The sequence below is a fragment of the Flavobacterium macrobrachii genome (assembly GCF_014486675.1).
Taxonomy (GTDB): domain Bacteria; phylum Bacteroidota; class Bacteroidia; order Flavobacteriales; family Flavobacteriaceae; genus Flavobacterium; species Flavobacterium macrobrachii.
In genome coordinates this window covers 1-14,592 of the sequence record NZ_JACTAC010000077.1, presented here as the reverse complement: position 1 = coordinate 14,592, position 14,592 = coordinate 1, and the positions used below count along the sequence as shown (strand labels likewise).

18 protein-coding genes are annotated in these 14,592 nt (G+C 32.7%); 7 read left to right on the top strand and 11 right to left on the bottom strand.

All coding sequences use genetic code 11. From position 1 onward, the window contains the following. Nucleotides 1–511: toxin-antitoxin system YwqK family antitoxin (locus IAI56_RS13695; RefSeq protein ID WP_204158719.1), on the bottom strand; the 511-nt coding region annotated here is incomplete at its 3' end. A gap of 27 nt (nucleotides 512–538) precedes the next feature. Continuing rightward, entirely contained in the window at nucleotides 539–994 is a 456-nt protein-coding gene (locus IAI56_RS13690) for a GAF domain-containing protein (RefSeq protein WP_187658404.1), read from the bottom strand. A 71-nt stretch (nucleotides 995–1,065) separates the two neighbouring features. On the opposite strand from IAI56_RS13690, the gene xrtF reads away from it, so the two are divergent. From xrtF to IAI56_RS13655, 7 genes are all read left to right on the top strand, one after another. Then, entirely contained in the window at nucleotides 1,066–1,623 is a 558-nt protein-coding gene (gene xrtF, locus IAI56_RS13685) for an exosortase family protein XrtF (RefSeq protein WP_187658403.1), read from the top strand. Next, nucleotides 1,598–2,047, top strand: a complete 450-nt coding sequence (locus tag IAI56_RS13680) for an exosortase F system-associated membrane protein (RefSeq protein ID WP_187658402.1) — start codon at nucleotides 1,598–1,600, stop codon at nucleotides 2,045–2,047. Before xrtF ends, IAI56_RS13680 begins: the two co-directional genes overlap by 26 nt. 35 nt (nucleotides 2,048–2,082) lie before the next feature. Further along, on the top strand, nucleotides 2,083–2,502 hold the full coding sequence (locus tag IAI56_RS13675; protein ID WP_187658401.1) for an HYC_CC_PP family protein: 420 nt from the start codon (nucleotides 2,083–2,085) through the stop codon (nucleotides 2,500–2,502). Between the two features lie 58 nt (nucleotides 2,503–2,560). Next, nucleotides 2,561–4,567 (top strand): TonB-dependent receptor plug domain-containing protein, encoded by a 2,007-nt coding sequence (locus IAI56_RS13670; RefSeq protein WP_187658400.1) that lies wholly within the window; start codon nucleotides 2,561–2,563, stop codon nucleotides 4,565–4,567. A gap of 64 nt (nucleotides 4,568–4,631) precedes the next feature. Next, complete coding sequence (locus IAI56_RS13665; RefSeq protein WP_187658399.1) at nucleotides 4,632–4,973, top strand: heavy-metal-associated domain-containing protein; 342 nt, start codon at nucleotides 4,632–4,634, stop codon at nucleotides 4,971–4,973. Nucleotides 4,974–5,024: 51 nt separating this feature from the next. Then, entirely contained in the window at nucleotides 5,025–5,759 is a 735-nt protein-coding gene (locus IAI56_RS13660; protein WP_187658398.1) for a DUF2490 domain-containing protein, read from the top strand. A gap of 88 nt (nucleotides 5,760–5,847) precedes the next feature. After that, nucleotides 5,848–6,528: a DedA family protein gene (locus tag IAI56_RS13655; RefSeq protein WP_187658397.1), complete on the top strand. Its 681-nt coding sequence runs from the start codon at nucleotides 5,848–5,850 to the stop codon at nucleotides 6,526–6,528. Nucleotides 6,529–6,632: 104 nt separating this feature from the next. Here the strand turns inward: IAI56_RS13655 and groL are convergent, their stop codons facing one another. From groL to IAI56_RS13610, 9 genes are all read right to left on the bottom strand, one after another. After that, complete coding sequence (groL, locus tag IAI56_RS13650) at nucleotides 6,633–8,261, bottom strand: chaperonin GroEL (RefSeq protein WP_187658396.1); 1,629 nt, start codon at nucleotides 8,259–8,261, stop codon at nucleotides 6,633–6,635. A 53-nt stretch (nucleotides 8,262–8,314) separates the two neighbouring features. Further along, complete coding sequence (locus IAI56_RS13645; protein WP_035125548.1) at nucleotides 8,315–8,590, bottom strand: co-chaperone GroES; 276 nt, start codon at nucleotides 8,588–8,590, stop codon at nucleotides 8,315–8,317. A gap of 324 nt (nucleotides 8,591–8,914) precedes the next feature. Continuing rightward, nucleotides 8,915–9,274 carry a preprotein translocase subunit SecG gene (secG, locus tag IAI56_RS13640; protein WP_187658395.1) on the bottom strand — a complete coding sequence of 120 codons (360 nt, stop codon included), beginning with the start codon at nucleotides 9,272–9,274 and terminating at the stop codon, nucleotides 8,915–8,917. Nucleotides 9,275–9,276: 2 nt separating this feature from the next. Beyond that, entirely contained in the window at nucleotides 9,277–10,101 is an 825-nt protein-coding gene (locus IAI56_RS13635; protein WP_187658394.1) for a tetratricopeptide repeat protein, read from the bottom strand. A gap of 57 nt (nucleotides 10,102–10,158) precedes the next feature. After that, nucleotides 10,159–10,662 carry an LptE family protein gene (locus IAI56_RS13630; RefSeq protein WP_187658393.1) on the bottom strand — a complete coding sequence of 168 codons (504 nt, stop codon included), beginning with the start codon at nucleotides 10,660–10,662 and terminating at the stop codon, nucleotides 10,159–10,161. Between the two features lie 33 nt (nucleotides 10,663–10,695). Further along, entirely contained in the window at nucleotides 10,696–11,961 is a 1,266-nt protein-coding gene (locus IAI56_RS13625) for a sigma-54 interaction domain-containing protein (RefSeq protein WP_187658392.1), read from the bottom strand. 68 nt (nucleotides 11,962–12,029) lie between these two features. Further along, nucleotides 12,030–12,401: a GxxExxY protein gene (locus IAI56_RS13620; RefSeq protein ID WP_187658391.1), complete on the bottom strand. Its 372-nt coding sequence runs from the start codon at nucleotides 12,399–12,401 to the stop codon at nucleotides 12,030–12,032. A gap of 56 nt (nucleotides 12,402–12,457) precedes the next feature. Continuing rightward, nucleotides 12,458–13,906 (bottom strand): tRNA (N6-isopentenyl adenosine(37)-C2)-methylthiotransferase MiaB, encoded by a 1,449-nt coding sequence (gene miaB, locus IAI56_RS13615; protein WP_187658390.1) that lies wholly within the window; start codon nucleotides 13,904–13,906, stop codon nucleotides 12,458–12,460. Nucleotides 13,907–14,375: 469 nt separating this feature from the next. Next, a partial coding sequence (locus IAI56_RS13610) for a hypothetical protein (RefSeq protein WP_187658389.1) occupies nucleotides 14,376–14,592 on the bottom strand: 217 nt, incomplete at its 5' end.

Here is a 14,592-nt window from a genome sequence, read left to right as displayed (position 1 = left end):
AATAATTATTGTTGTGAACTATAAAAAATTCATCTTCTTCATAGTCTCCCGTTCCATCTGTTACAACCTGTAATTTGTCAATATTCCAGGCATTTTCTATTCTTAATTTGCTTTTCCTTTTGCCTCCTATATCAGTTGTTAAAAGATATCTTCCTTCCATTTTTTTTTCGCCATTTTCAAAATATAAGACGCATTTTCCATTTGGAAAATTGTCTTCAAAAAATATAGTTGATTTTATGGTCTCGTTTTCATAGTATGAAATGATTTCACCTTTTTTTTTGAAAAAATCTTTACTTTTTGAATACCCTTTACTTTCAATTTTACCAGAAGCATAGTAAATGGTTATAAAGTACTCTGGTTTTGTGTTTTTATAATCCTCTACAATCATGTAATATTTAAATTCCTTTTTTGTTGTTGGAAAAAATAAAGAATCCAAGTATATAGTTTTATCTTTTGAAGATTGAGCTAAAGTAGTAGTTGATACAAAAAATAAAAATATTAGATATTTCATTTGAAAATTTTTTACAAATATATTTTTTTAAAATAATTTAGCAACCTCTTGATTTACAAATTCTAAAAATCGCTCATCAGTTTCGGTGAACGGATCAAACACATGACTATCAATATCGATTTGACCAATGTTTTTTCCATTAACAAAAAGCGGAACTACAATTTCTGATTTAACCGTAAAACTACAGGCAATATAATTATCTTGTGCTGAAACATCTGGTACAACAAAATTGGCATTCGATTCGGCTACTTGTCCGCAAATTCCTTTTCCAAACGGAATTACAGTATGATCGGTTTCGGCACCAACATATGGTCCAAGATGTAAGGTTTTGTTTTCGTGATTGGCAAAATAAAAACCAACCCAATTATAATAATTTATATTGTCAGATAGGAATTGACAAAGATTTTTCAGTTTCAAATCTCTTTCTAAATTATTTTCAGAAAGAATAGTGATGACTTGTAGTTTTAGGTTTTCAAAATTCATTTTCAATTTTTTTATGCAAAAGTAATGACTGTACTTTTTTTATTTTATATAAATTTGTTAAAAATTTCCATTTGAAAAATACCATACAGCAATACAAACCCTTTCTTTTGTTTTTAGGAAAATTTGCGTTGACTTATTTGCTTCTTACTTTTTTGTATCAAAGTTATTTAGGTCAATTTGATGTAAAAAAAGCGGAAACGGATGGTTTTACTAAAATTGTTGCTAGTCAAACCGAGTTTCTTTTACAGTTGGTTGACAACAATTCCTATACAATGCCGCATTTGAAAGAACCAAGTGTGAAATTGTTTTATCACGGAAAATATATTGCCAGAATTATTGAAGGTTGTAACGCAGTTAGCGTGATGATTTTGTTTGTTGCTTTTGTGGTTGCTTTTACAGGAAAATTAAAAAATACTATCCTTTTTATTTTGATTGGACTTTTTGTAATTCATCTTTTAAATATTTTTAGAATTGCGCTTTTAAGTATCGCTTTGTATCATTATCCAAATTTAGAACATCTGCTTCATGGTGTTGTTTTTCCACTATTTATTTATGGTGTTGTGTTTTTTCTTTGGGTAATTTGGGTTAATAAATATTCGTCTTATGCTTCAACAACTCCTTCAAAATAAAAAAAAAGTAGCTCAGGTTTCTTTTTTGGTTCTCTTATTAATTTCAATCAGAGCTTTTGAAAACACTCTTTTTTATGATCCTTTTTTAAATTATTTCAAAAGCGAATATGCCAATTTGCCTTTTCCTGAAATAAGCGTAGTCAAGCTGTTTTTAAGTTTAGGATTTCGGTTTTATCTCAATTCTGTGATTTCATTATTTCTTTTGTATGTGATTTTTAATGACGGAAAAATGGTTAAATTTTCCATATTGTTATACATGATTTTGGGTTCAATATTGATGATAAGTTTCTTTTTTGTGCTCAATTTTTTTGGCGAAGAAAGCAAAATGACCTTATTCTACATTCGAAGATTTATCATCCAACCGATATTTATTTTGCTTTTTATTCCAGCGTTTTATTATCAAAAACAAATAAGAAAATCTTAAGAACAAGTAATTTGTCTTTTTTTTATCTTTGCATCATGATTTTCAAAAAACAACTAAGTATTTTAATTGCGTTTTTCGTTTTGGTTTCCAATTCGGGGTTGGCTTTTAATGTACATTTTTGTGAAGGGAAAATTGCTTCAATAACTTCTGTTTTTTCCGATGCTGAAGTTTGTGCAATGACAATAGAAGTTGAAAAAACTTGTTGTGCGAAAGCGGAACCAACGCACGAAAAATGTTGCTCCGACAAAGAAGTTAATCTAAAAAACAAAACAGAAAAAATTATTATCAAAACAATAGTTTTTGATATGAATACTGTTTTTTATTTCAGCGAATACAAAACACCTCAATTTGGTTTTTCTAAAGACCAATTCCAAACTCCAATTGTCGCGTATTATTGCGATGCCAACGCGCCGCCGTTATATAAACTTTACAGTCAATTTATTTACTATGCTTAATTTAATTATTTGATTTTCAATATTATTTGAATTTTTTTAATAATTAAATTATAAACTAATGAAAAACATTTTATGGTTCTTATTAGTGTTGTTTTCTTACAATGTTTTTGCACAAGAAAAACTCGAAGAAGTGCAAGTAAAAGCAACGCAAAAAGGACTAAAAAAATCACTAAAAGGTACAGCCAATATGACATTGGTTACCAGTAAAGAATTACTCAAAGCTGCATGTTGTAATTTAGCCGAAAGCTTTGAGACCAATCCTTCCATCGATGTTAATTTTTCCGATGCTTTAACAGGAACTAAGCAAATAAAAATGCTTGGATTAACTTCGCCATATATTATGATTACGGAAGAAAATGTACCTTCAGTTCGTGGTGCTTCACAAGCATTTGGATTATCATTCACGCCTGGAACTTGGGTTGATAATATTCAAATTACCAAAGGCGCAGGAAGTGTTGTTAACGGTTATGAAAGTATTTCGGGACAAATCAATACCGAATTGTTGAAACCGATGAACGACATTCCTTTTTTCTTGAATGCTTATGGTTCGACCGATTCGCGTTTTGAATTAAATACACATTTCAACAAAAAATTATCCGATAAATGGGCAACAAGTCTTTTTGTTCACGGAAATGCGCGCGTGTCAAAAAACGATATGAATAATGATGGTTTCCTAGATAATCCGTTGGGAAAACAAATCAATGTTGCTAATCGTTGGCAATATGCAAATGCAGAAACTGGTTGGGTTTCGTTTTTTAATTTCCGTTTTATGAAAGATGAAAAACAAACCGGAGAACTCGATTTTGATAAAGACAAACATAAATTTACAACCACTTTTTGGGGTTCTGAAATTAATTCGGAGCGATTTGATTTTACGTCAAAAGTAGGTTACGTTTGGAAAGAAATGCCTTTTCAAAGTATTGGTTTTCAAAATGCATTTACCAATCATAATCAACAATCGTATTTTGGTTTAAATCAATACGATATCAAGCAACAAAGTTATTATTCGAACCTGATTTTTAACTCGATTATCAGCAATACGATGCATAAATTTTCAACAGGTTTGAATTTTATGTATGACAAATATTCGGAATATATCAACACGTTTGATGTTAGTAGAATAGACAATTCGGTTGGTGCATTCTTCGAATATACTTTTGATAATAACGATAAATTGAGCTACGTTCTTGGCGGACGAATGGATTATCACAATAGGTTAGGAGCATTTTTTACACCGCGATTTCATCTGAAATACAATGCTTTTGAAAACTCAGTTTTTAGAATTTCTGCTGGAAGAGGAAAACGCGCCGCTAATATTTTTGCAGAAAATCAAAATCTTTTTGCCAGTTCAAGAACCATTTCAATTATGGGAACAAAAGGCGAAGTTTATGGTTTAAGTCCAGAAATTGCTTGGAATTATGGCGTAAGTTTTACTCAAAAATTCAAATTATTTTCCAAAAGTGCTGATGTTACAGTAGATTTTTATCGAACTGATTTTCAAAATCAAGTCGTGGTTGACGTGATGCAAAGTCCACAAGAATTGTTGTTTTATGATTTAGATGGAAAATCGTATGCTAACAGTTTACAAGTTGATTTCAATGTAGAACTTGTCAAGCATTTTAATTTGCGAACAGCGTATAAATATTTTGATATTTCAACCGATTATCTTTCAGGAAGTTATCAACGACCTTTACAAGCCAAACATCGATTTTTTGCCAATGTAGAATATGAAACGCATATTAAAGATAAAGGGCAACAATGGAAATTTGATTATACCTTCAATTGGTTAGGAAAACAACAATTGCCCAACACAGCAACAAATCCAGAACAAGACAGATTACCTAATTTCTCACCTTCATTTGGAGTGATGAATGCACAAATTACTCGAACATTTTCTAGTACGTTCGAAATGTATATTGGTGGAGAAAATATTGGAAATTACCGTCAAAGCAAAGCGGTTTTGGGTAGCGACAATCCTTTTGGACCAAATTTTGATACATCAATTGTGTATGCACCAGTTTTTGGGCAAATGTATTACGCAGGATTACGATTTAAAATAAAATAATAACAATTTCAATCTCAAAAATCAATCTCAAAAATCAATTTCAAATTCAAAAATCAATTACAAAATGAAAAATATAATTTTAGGAATGATGTTACTGTTTGTAACTCTTTCAACACAAGCACAAGAAAAAAAGAAAAAAAACGCTAAATACGATATCGAAGTTAATGGCAATTGCGAAATGTGTAAAAAACGAATTGAGCAAGCTGCTTTTTCTGTAAAAGGCGTAAAAAGTGCAGAATGGCATTCGGATGATACTACATTACATTTGATAATCAATGAAGAGAAATGTTCGCTGATTGAGGTGAAAAAAGCGATTGCCAAAGTTGGTCATGATACTGATGAAGTAAAAGCAACTGATGACGATTATGAAAGGCTTCACGGATGTTGTATGTATGGAAGAAAGTAGTTTAAAACTCCGTATCTTTGAAGAGGAGTTTTTATTTTAAAAATAGTTATTTTGAAAAAATTAGCTTTGTTGTTTATTTTGTTTTTTGGAAAAAATTTTGCTCAAAAAACGACGCAAGATCAAACGGTTTGGTTTGCTTATGCAGGTCAATATAAAGTTGCTGAAAAATGGGGTTATCATGCCGAAGCACAGTTTCGATTGGATAATGAATTGGAGCAAAGTTTGCAGAATTTATATCGAGTTGGAGCGATTTACTATTTGCCAAAAAATCAAAGTGTAACCGCTGGATATGCTTTAGTAAAAACATTAAATCGTTCGGTAGATGATTATTTTTCCGAAAATAGAATTTGGGAACAATATCAAATAAATAAAAAATGGCATTCGGATAAAAATACTATAATACATCGTTTTCGATTAGAGCAACGTTGGGTTGAAGAGCTTGGTTTGATTGATGATGAAGTGATAAATTTAGCGACAAATTATCAAAATAGATTGCGTTATTTGAATAGAAATTTATTTCAAATCATGCCTTTGCATAAAAATGAAAGTGAGATTTATGGTATTTTGCAAAGCGAAGTTTTCTTTAATCTAGGTGATAATAAAGTGAATTCTAAATTTTTTGATCAAAACCGATTTTTGGTTGGTTTAGGATTGAATTTTGAAAACAAAACAAGGTTTGAATTGGGTTATATGAACCATTTTATTACGTCGAGTTCATCTAATAATTTGATGCGTCATACAGTTTCGGTATCGTTGTTTCATAATTTAAGTTTTTTGACACAATAAAACCTTAGAAATACGTTAAAACTGCCTTTTAAACCAAAAAATATCACTACTTTCACGCTCGAATTTTTTACCCTTAAAATTAATATTGATGAGTGAATTTGATTGGATGCAATTATTAAATCCTGAGTTTTACATAACCATGACAGTTGGTGGTGTAAAGGTTGGTTTATGGATTGTATTGTTTATAGTTTTTGCAGAAACTGGTCTTTTTGCAGGTTTCTTTTTACCTGGTGATAGCTTACTTTTTTTAGCTGGAATTTACAGCAGAAGTTTAGTGGAAAATTTTATTTTTATTGAAAATGATTTTGCCAATGTACTTTTACTTTCAACATTAGTTGCAGTTGCCGGAATTATTGGAAATATGGTTGGGTATTGGTTTGGAAGTAAAAGCGGTTACTATTTGTATAAAAAAGAAGATAGCTTTTGGTTCAAGAAAAAATATTTAATTCAATCAAAAGATTTCTTCGAAAGATATGGTGGAAAAGCGATAATTTTTGCCCGTTTCCTTCCAATTTTTAGGACTTTTGCACCAATTGTTGCCGGAATTGTTTTCATGGACAAAAAGAAATTTATGTTTTATAACATTTTAAGTTCTTTCCTTTGGGCATTTACCTTGATTTTTGCTGGACATTATTTATATGGTTTGTTCCTTGATAAATTTGATATCGATTTAAAACATCACATTGAAAAAATTATTATTTTGATTATTTTGATTTCAACTTTTCCAGTTATTGTTAAGTTGTTTAAGAAGCCAAAAGCTACAGAATAAGAAAAAAATAAAAAGCAATAAAAAAATCCGTCACTATGAAATGACGGATTTTTTAGTTGTACCAAATTTGAATTTAGCTTTTTATTTTTGGGATTTATTGATTTTTACATCATGCCTGGCATTCCTCCGCCCATTGGCATTCCAGCTGCGTTTTCTTCTTTGATTTCAATTAAAGCACATTCAGTTGTTAAAATCATTCCAGCAACTGATGCAGCGTTCTCTAAAGCTACACGAGTTACTTTTTTAGGATCGATAATTCCAGCTTTTAGCATGTCAACATATTCGTCTGTTTTTGCATTGTAACCAAAGTTTTCTTTTCCTTCAGATACTTTTGCTACTACAACAGAACCTTCTAAACCTGCATTTTCAACAATTGTTCTCAATGGAGATTCAACAGCACGAGATACAATTTGAATTCCAGTTGCTTCGTCAGCATTGTCAGCTTTTATTGAGGTTAATGTAGCTTTTGCTCTTAATAAAGCAACGCCACCACCAGCAACAATTCCTTCTTCAACAGCAGCACGAGTTGCATGTAAAGCATCGTCAACGCGGTCTTTTTTCTCTTTCATTTCTACTTCAGAAGCAGCACCAACATAAAGAACTGCAACACCGCCAGCCAATTTAGCCAAACGTTCTTGTAATTTTTCTTTATCATAATCAGAGGTCGTAGTTTCCATCTGACCTTTGATTTGATTTACTCTGTTTTTAATTAAATCGGCATTTCCAGCACCATTTACAATTGTAGTATTGTCTTTATCGATAGCGATTTTTTCTGCTGTTCCAAGCATTTCTAAAGTTGCATTTTCTAGTGTATAACCACTTTCTTCTGCAATTACAGTTCCGCCAGTTAAGATAGCGATGTCTTCTAGCATGGCTTTTCTTCTGTCGCCAAATCCTGGAGCTTTAACTGCTGCAATTTTTAATGCACCACGTAATTTATTTACAACCAAAGTTGATAACGCTTCACCATCAACATCTTCTGCAATAATTAATAATGGTTTTCCAGATTGAGCGACTGGTTCAAGAACAGGAAGTAATTCTTTTAACGAAGATACTTTTTTGTCATATAATAGAATGTAAGGATTTTCCAATTCTACATTCATTTTCTCTGGATTAGTAACAAAGTATGGAGATAAATAACCTCTATCAAATTGCATTCCTTCTACAACATCTACATAAGTATCTGTTCCTTTGGCTTCTTCAACCGTGATTACACCTTCTTTTCCAACTTTTCCAAAAGCAGTAGCAATTAAATCACCAATAACTTCGTCGTTATTAGCAGAAATTGAAGCAACTTGCTTGATTTTTTCTGATGATGAACCAACTTCTTGCGCTTGTTTTCCAAGGTCAGCAACGATGGCTTCAACTGCTTTGTCAATTCCGCGTTTTAAATCCATTGGATTGGCTCCAGCGGCAACGTTTTTTAATCCTTCTTTTACAATGGCTTGTGCCAAAACGGTTGCAGTTGTAGTTCCGTCTCCAGCTAAATCATTAGTTTTTGACGCTACTTCTTTAACCATTTGCGCACCCATATTTTCTAATGGATCTTTTAATTCTATTTCTTTAGCCACAGAAACACCATCTTTAGTTACTGTTGGTCCGCCAAATGATTTTGAAATAATTACATTTCTACCTTTTGGTCCAAGAGTTACTTTTACTGCATTTGCTAAAGCGTCAACACCACGTTTTAATCCGTCACGTGCTTCAATATCGAATTTTATATCTTTTGCCATTTTAATTTTTGTTTTTTTTGTCTTATTACTTAATACTCAAATCTTAATTCTAATTAAATAATTGCAAGAATATCGTCTTCTCTCATAATTAAATAATCTTTTCCATCCAATTTTAGATCGGTTCCAGCGTATTTACCATAAAGAACGGTATCGCCAACTTTTACTGTCATTGGTTCGTCTTTTTTGCCATTACCTACAGCAAGAACAGTTCCTTTTTGTGGTTTTTCTTTTGCTGTATCGGGAATAATAATTCCAGAAGCAGTTTGTGTTTCGGCTGCTGCTGGTTCCACAATTACGCGGTCTGAAAGCGGTTTAATGTTTAATGCCATAATGTTTATATTTTATGATTTATTAAAATTTTATTGTTGCTTTTAATTAGTCAGAAATTGTGCCATTTGGGCAAAACTGACAATTTTTCAGCGAAGATAGACAAAGTTGACAAAATGGTAAGACTATTTTCTAATATCCCGAAGTTTCGGGACTGACTGAAATGGCATCCTTTTTCTTGGAAAGAAAAAGATAGAATTGAAGTTGGTTCTACGATAAGCTCAGGATGACAGGATTGTAAAAATACTCAAGCGATTCGCTCCAAATTTTTTCAAAAAAAAAGTCCCGATTTTGGTCGAGACTTTCTTTGTAGATTTGTGCATTTCTTATTTTTTCTCCTCAACTGCTGGAGTTATTGGAGTTGCAGTTTCAGTTTTTGCTGCTGGTGTTTCAGCAGGTTTTGCTGGCGTTGAAATGGATGATTCGTCAATTACTTTTGAACTCGAATCGTTTAATGTTCCAGTAAAACTTAGACTTGAGAAAAGTATTAATAGGATTAAAACTCCTGCTAATGTCCATGTGCTTTTGTCTAGGAAGTCTGTTGTTTTTTGAACACCACCTAACTGGGTTGAACCACCAAGTGTTGATGAAAGTCCGCCGCCTTTAGGGTTTTGAACCATGATAACTACGATTAGTAAAAAACAAACGATTGTGATTAATACTAAAAAGATTGAAAATGTACTCATTACTAATTATTATTTTGTTGTAAAGTCTTTATATCTAAAATTCGGTCTGCAAAGAAACTACTTTTTTCTGGATATTTCAAAATTAATATTTCATAAGCTTGAATTGCTTTGGTATATTTTTTTTGTTCCAAATAAACTCGGGCTAATGTTTCGGTCATTAGATAGGTTGTTTCTTCGGAGAATGGTTTGATTTCTGGTACTGGTGCGTCTTTTGAAACGGTTGGTATTTTTGGGTTATTTTCGATGAATTTGTCAATTAAATCCAGCTTTTTCTTGCGTTCTTCGTCAACTGGATGTGTTTCTTCTTTTTTGATTTCTTCCCTGATGATGGGTTTGAAACGTGCTAATTGCAACCATTCTTCAAAGGAATGTTTTTCGTTTTTAGAAAATTCAAGTGGTTTTCCTATTTCTAGTTTTTCAGCAACTTTTTCTTCTTCGGTTGTTGATTCTTTGATGGAAGAACGAATGGATTGTTCTAATAAATTGGCAGTCGAAGAATGATTTTGCACGACAACAATTTCGCTTTCGACAACGTTAATGTTGAGTAATTCTTCTAATTTCTTTTCGTATAATCCTTTTTGAACGGCTACAAAATCATCGGAAGTGATGAAATCAAACAGCATACTTCTGTCGGTTGTATAAGCTGCGGCAACTTTTAGTGCATAATTGTATTTGTAACTATCCTGATTGTACAAATGTTTTAATCGCAAAACGCGCGCACTTTGAAAATAGGGAAATTCCTCTAGAACATTTTCTAGAGTTTCCGCATATCGCTCGTTGATAGCTTCGGGTTTGTTGAGTAAAAAAGTATAATCGGTTAGGTTCAAGTTTTTGTTATTTGTTATCGGTTTTCAGTTGTCTGTCATTTTCAATTGGATTGGAAATTACCATTTTGCTAATGATTCGTTGAAAATATCTTGTGTGATTCGTTCAAAAATAGCATCCAACGAAGTTGTTAATTGTGCGCCAGTTAATTGTGTATTTGCTGGAAAATCATCAAAGAATGTAAAACTTTTTTCAAAATTATCTTCTTCTTTGTTTTTATTGGTAAATCGAACGTTAACGGTAATCGATAAACGGTTTTGTGCTGCTCTAATATCTGCCGTTGCGGTCATTGGAGTAACGCTGTAACGAGTGATTTCGCCTTCATAAACCAAATCACCATTGGAATTTGTTAAATTTAAATTGGTTTGATTTTGAATTAAATCTTGCAAACGCAATGTAAATGTTCGTTCAATTCCGGGTTCAACCAAGTCGGCATTATTTTGAAAATAATTCACTTGAAAGGTTTTGGCATTGATTTTTCCTGTTCCGGTAAAGTTGTAAACACCACAACCATTCACTGCAAAAGCAACCAATAAAACCAATATGTATTTTGTAAATTTCATTTGTTATTTTTCAAAAGTCAAATATACTAGCTTTTATAAATCAAATTGTTTAATTTTTCGATAAAGTGTTCTTTCGGAAATTCCCAATTCATCGGCTGCAGCTTTTCGTTTTCCTTTATGGCGTTCAAGAGATTTCTTTATCAACTCGATTTCTTTTTGTTCCAATTTTAAAACTTCTTCCTCTTCAACGGTTTCAGCCATTAAATAGTTGGCGTCATCATCTTCATCGTCAAATTCTTCTTGATGTGGTTCGTTGTGTTTTGGAATAGCATTGAGTTGCGATTCTTCATCAAAAACAATTGGACTTTCGGTTGTTGCTGAACCATATACTTTTTGAATTAAACTTGGATTGATGTCTTGTGTTTTGGCACCGTTTTTCATCAATTCCAATGTCAATTTTTTCAAATCATTCAAGTCACTTTTCATGTCAAAAAGAACTTTGTATAAAATATCTCTTTCGGTTGCAAAATCACTATCCGTTTTTTTTCCACCAACTACCGAAGGTAAATTGCTTCCTTCAACTGGTAAATAGGATTGCAACGTTGCCAAAGTAACCTCGCGATTGGTTTCCAATACCGAAATTTGCTCGGCTACGTTTCGCAACTGACGAATGTTTCCACTCCAACGGTATTTTTGTAAAAACTGTATGGCATCGTCACTCAATTTTATCGGTGGCATTTTATATTTATGAGCAAAATCAGCTGCGAATTTTCTAAACAATAAATGAATGTCGTCTTTCCTGTCGCGCAATGGTGGCAATGGAATGTCAACCGTACTTAAACGATAGTATAAATCTTCACGGAATTTGCCTTTTTCAATTGCGTCAAACATATTTACGTTGGTTGCAGCAACGATACGAACATTCGTTTTTTGAACTTGTGAAGAACCTACTTTTATAAATTCACCATTTTCCAACACACGAAGCAATCGAACTTGAGTTGTCAACGGCAATTCGCCCACTTCATCCAAAAAAATCGTTCCGCCATCGGCTACTTCAAAATACCCTTCACGCGTATTTGTTGCGCCAGTAAAAGCACCTTTTTCGTGACCAAAAAGCTCACTATCAATCGTTCCTTCTGGAATTGCTCCACAGTTTACGGCAATGTATTTTCCGTGTTTTCTGTGCGAAAGCGAATGGATAATTCTTGGAATACTTTCTTTTCCAACACCACTTTCTCCAACAACCAATACCGAAATATCAGTTGGCGCAACCTGAATTGCTTTCTCGATAGCACGATTCAATTTTGGGTCATTCCCAATAATTTCAAACCGTTGTTTTATATTTTGAACTGATTCCATTTTTTAATTTTTTTTGCCACAGATTAAAATGATTTTCACAGATTTTAAAATCAATTTTAATTTTGTAACTATAGCACATATCGTTTGTATTGTAGCGATTTTGGTTGAAAATTAATCAGTAAACCTATTTCTGAATTAGATAGTTTCATGTAATTTAAAACTTGCGCTACGTGTTCATTTGAGAATTCTTTTATGGCTTTAACTTCTAATATTATATCTTCATTAACTATAAAGTCAGCGTAAAAACGGTGGGGTAAAATTTTTCCTTTGTATTCTATAATGAATTCTTTTTCCCTTTCAAACAAGATGTTATTTTCTTTAAATTCAATTTCTAAAGCATCTTTATAGATTATTTCTAACAAACCTGGGCCAAGATTTCTATGAACTTCCATACATATTCCAATAATCTTGTATGTTTCTTCTTCTCTGTAATGTTCCATTTTAAAGTTTATTAAGAAAATAATCTGTGAAAATCATTTTAATCTGTGGCTAAAAATCAATTCATCTCACTATACCCAACCGCTTCACCAATCAATGTCGCCGTTGTACAATCACTAATTTTCACCATCACAAAATCCCCAACTTTATAATCACCTTTCGGGAAAACGGCTACTACATTCTCAGAATTTCTTCCGCTCCAATGTTGGTCTGACTTCTTCGATTCTTTTTCAATCAAAATTTCTACTGTTTGACCTAAGAAACGTTTTGTTCTCTTTTCGCTTAAAATCTGTTGTAAATCAACTACTTCTTGCAAACGTCTTTTCTTCACTTCTTCTGGAACATCATCTTCCATCTTTCTCGCTGCCAAAGTTCCTGGTCGTTCAGAATACGCAAACATATAACCAAAGTCATATTCAACATATTCCATCAAACTCAACGTATCTTGGTGATCTTCTTCGGTTTCTGTTGGGAAACCAGTAATCATGTCTTGTGAAATCGAACAATCTGGAATGATACGCTTAATTTTATCTACCAATTCCATGTATTCTTCTCGCGTATGTTGGCGATTCATTTCCTTTAAAATTCTCGTGCTTCCGCTTTGAACCGGTAAATGGATGTAATTACAAACATTGTCATATTTAGCAATCACATGAAGCACTTCTTCATGCATATCTTGTGGATTGGAAGTCGAAAAACGGAAACGCATTTTAGGGAAAGCAATAGCACATTGTTCCAGTAGTTGAGCAAAATCAGTAGCCGTAGCTTTTTGCATATCGGTAGCTTTATCAAAATCTTTTTTCAAACCGCCGCCATACCAAAGGTAACTGTCCACGTTTTGACCTAAAAGACAAACTTCTTTAAAACCTCTATTCCACAAATCCTGAATTTCTTCCATAATACTTTGCGGTTCACGACTACGTTCACGTCCGCGAGTAAACGGAACCACACAAAACGTACACATATTATCACAACCACGAGTAATAGAAACAAACGCATTCACACCGTTACTATTCAAACGAACCGGAGCAATATCGCCATAGGTTTCATCTTTCGAAAGAATAACATTTATGGCATCGCGTCCTTCTTCCACTTCTTTCAAAAGATTTGGTAAATCCTTGTAAGCATCAGGACCAACAACCATATCAACGATTTTTTCTTCCTCCAAGAATTGACTTTTCAAGCGTTCCGCCATACAGCCCAAAACCCCAACTTTCATCCCTGGATTAATACTGCGTTTCACGGCATTATATTTCTCCAAACGCTTTCTTACCGTCATTTCTGCCTTGTCGCGAATAGAACAAGTATTCACCAAAACCAAATCGGCTTCTTCCAAATTCTGAGTTGTATTATAACCTTGTTCGGTCAAAATTGAAGCTACAATCTCGCTGTCCGAAAAATTCATCGCACAACCATAACTCTCTATAAAAAGCTTCTTTGTATTTTCTTCCTTGTGTTCTAAAACAAGTGATGTGCCTTGTTTTTTCTCGTCAATTTCTTTTTCCATAAAATATTCTTCGCTAAATCGGGAAGCAAAGATAATACTAAATTATAAAATATGACAAGATGGCAGAAATGGTTTAACAAAAGTTTTTGAAGCGAACCATTCAGGCTTTTTTGGAATCCATTTTCCCGCTTTCCGTTTCAATCTTTTTGTTTTTGTCACCCTGAGCGCAGTCGAAGGGCTTTTCATAAAAAACAAAAGGGATTTCCACTTCAAATGAAATTCATCGAACTCCAATAAAAATTATTTAATCATTGAGATAATCGAGGTTAAAAAATTAGACCATTAACATACCAGCTTCGAAAATCCTAGTGACTTCGTCTTTAAGTAGCATCAATTGTAGTAAGTTTAATTAGTTACAAATACAATCCAGACGCTTTTTTCAATGTTGGTTAAGTGTTTCTTTTTTATGATTGATGAAAGAATTCAAAACAAAATAAGCCTTCTCAATTTGTAGGACGGCTTTTCAATTTTATAATTGTTTTATTAAAGTATAAAAACCATAAGGAACACTAAAATCTCTAAATGTTGAAGCTCCATAAATATTCTCCTTACTTCTACCATTATGAGACTTAATATGATATAGCTGAGCAATATTTTTTTCAACTCCATTTTCAACCACTCTTCTTATGATTAATGCCGCCTCTAAACCAGAGTCATCATTTGCAGGTTCATCAAAAAACATATAT

Bases quoted from the DNA above. Each gene is read 5' to 3' on its own strand.
- IAI56_RS13690 (WP_187658404.1), bottom strand. From the start codon at position 994: ATGAATTTTGAAAACCTAAAACTACAAGTCATCACTATTCTTTCTGAA.
- IAI56_RS13680 (WP_187658402.1), top strand. From the start codon at position 1,598: ATGCTTCAACAACTCCTTCAAAATAAAAAAAAAGTAGCTCAGGTTTCT.
- IAI56_RS13675 (WP_187658401.1), top strand. From the start codon at position 2,083: ATGATTTTCAAAAAACAACTAAGTATTTTAATTGCGTTTTTCGTTTTG.
- IAI56_RS13670 (WP_187658400.1), top strand. From the start codon at position 2,561: ATGAAAAACATTTTATGGTTCTTATTAGTGTTGTTTTCTTACAATGTT.
- IAI56_RS13665 (WP_187658399.1), top strand. From the start codon at position 4,632: ATGAAAAATATAATTTTAGGAATGATGTTACTGTTTGTAACTCTTTCA.
- IAI56_RS13655 (WP_187658397.1), top strand. From the start codon at position 5,848: ATGAGTGAATTTGATTGGATGCAATTATTAAATCCTGAGTTTTACATA.
- groL (WP_187658396.1), bottom strand. From the start codon at position 8,261: ATGGCAAAAGATATAAAATTCGATATTGAAGCACGTGACGGATTAAAA.
- IAI56_RS13645 (WP_035125548.1), bottom strand. From the start codon at position 8,590: ATGGCATTAAACATTAAACCGCTTTCAGACCGCGTAATTGTGGAACCA.
- secG (WP_187658395.1), bottom strand. From the start codon at position 9,274: ATGAGTACATTTTCAATCTTTTTAGTATTAATCACAATCGTTTGTTTT.
- IAI56_RS13630 (WP_187658393.1), bottom strand. From the start codon at position 10,662: ATGAAATTTACAAAATACATATTGGTTTTATTGGTTGCTTTTGCAGTG.
- IAI56_RS13625 (WP_187658392.1), bottom strand. From the start codon at position 11,961: ATGGAATCAGTTCAAAATATAAAACAACGGTTTGAAATTATTGGGAAT.
- IAI56_RS13620 (WP_187658391.1), bottom strand. From the start codon at position 12,401: ATGGAACATTACAGAGAAGAAGAAACATACAAGATTATTGGAATATGT.
- miaB (WP_187658390.1), bottom strand. From the start codon at position 13,906: ATGGAAAAAGAAATTGACGAGAAAAAACAAGGCACATCACTTGTTTTA.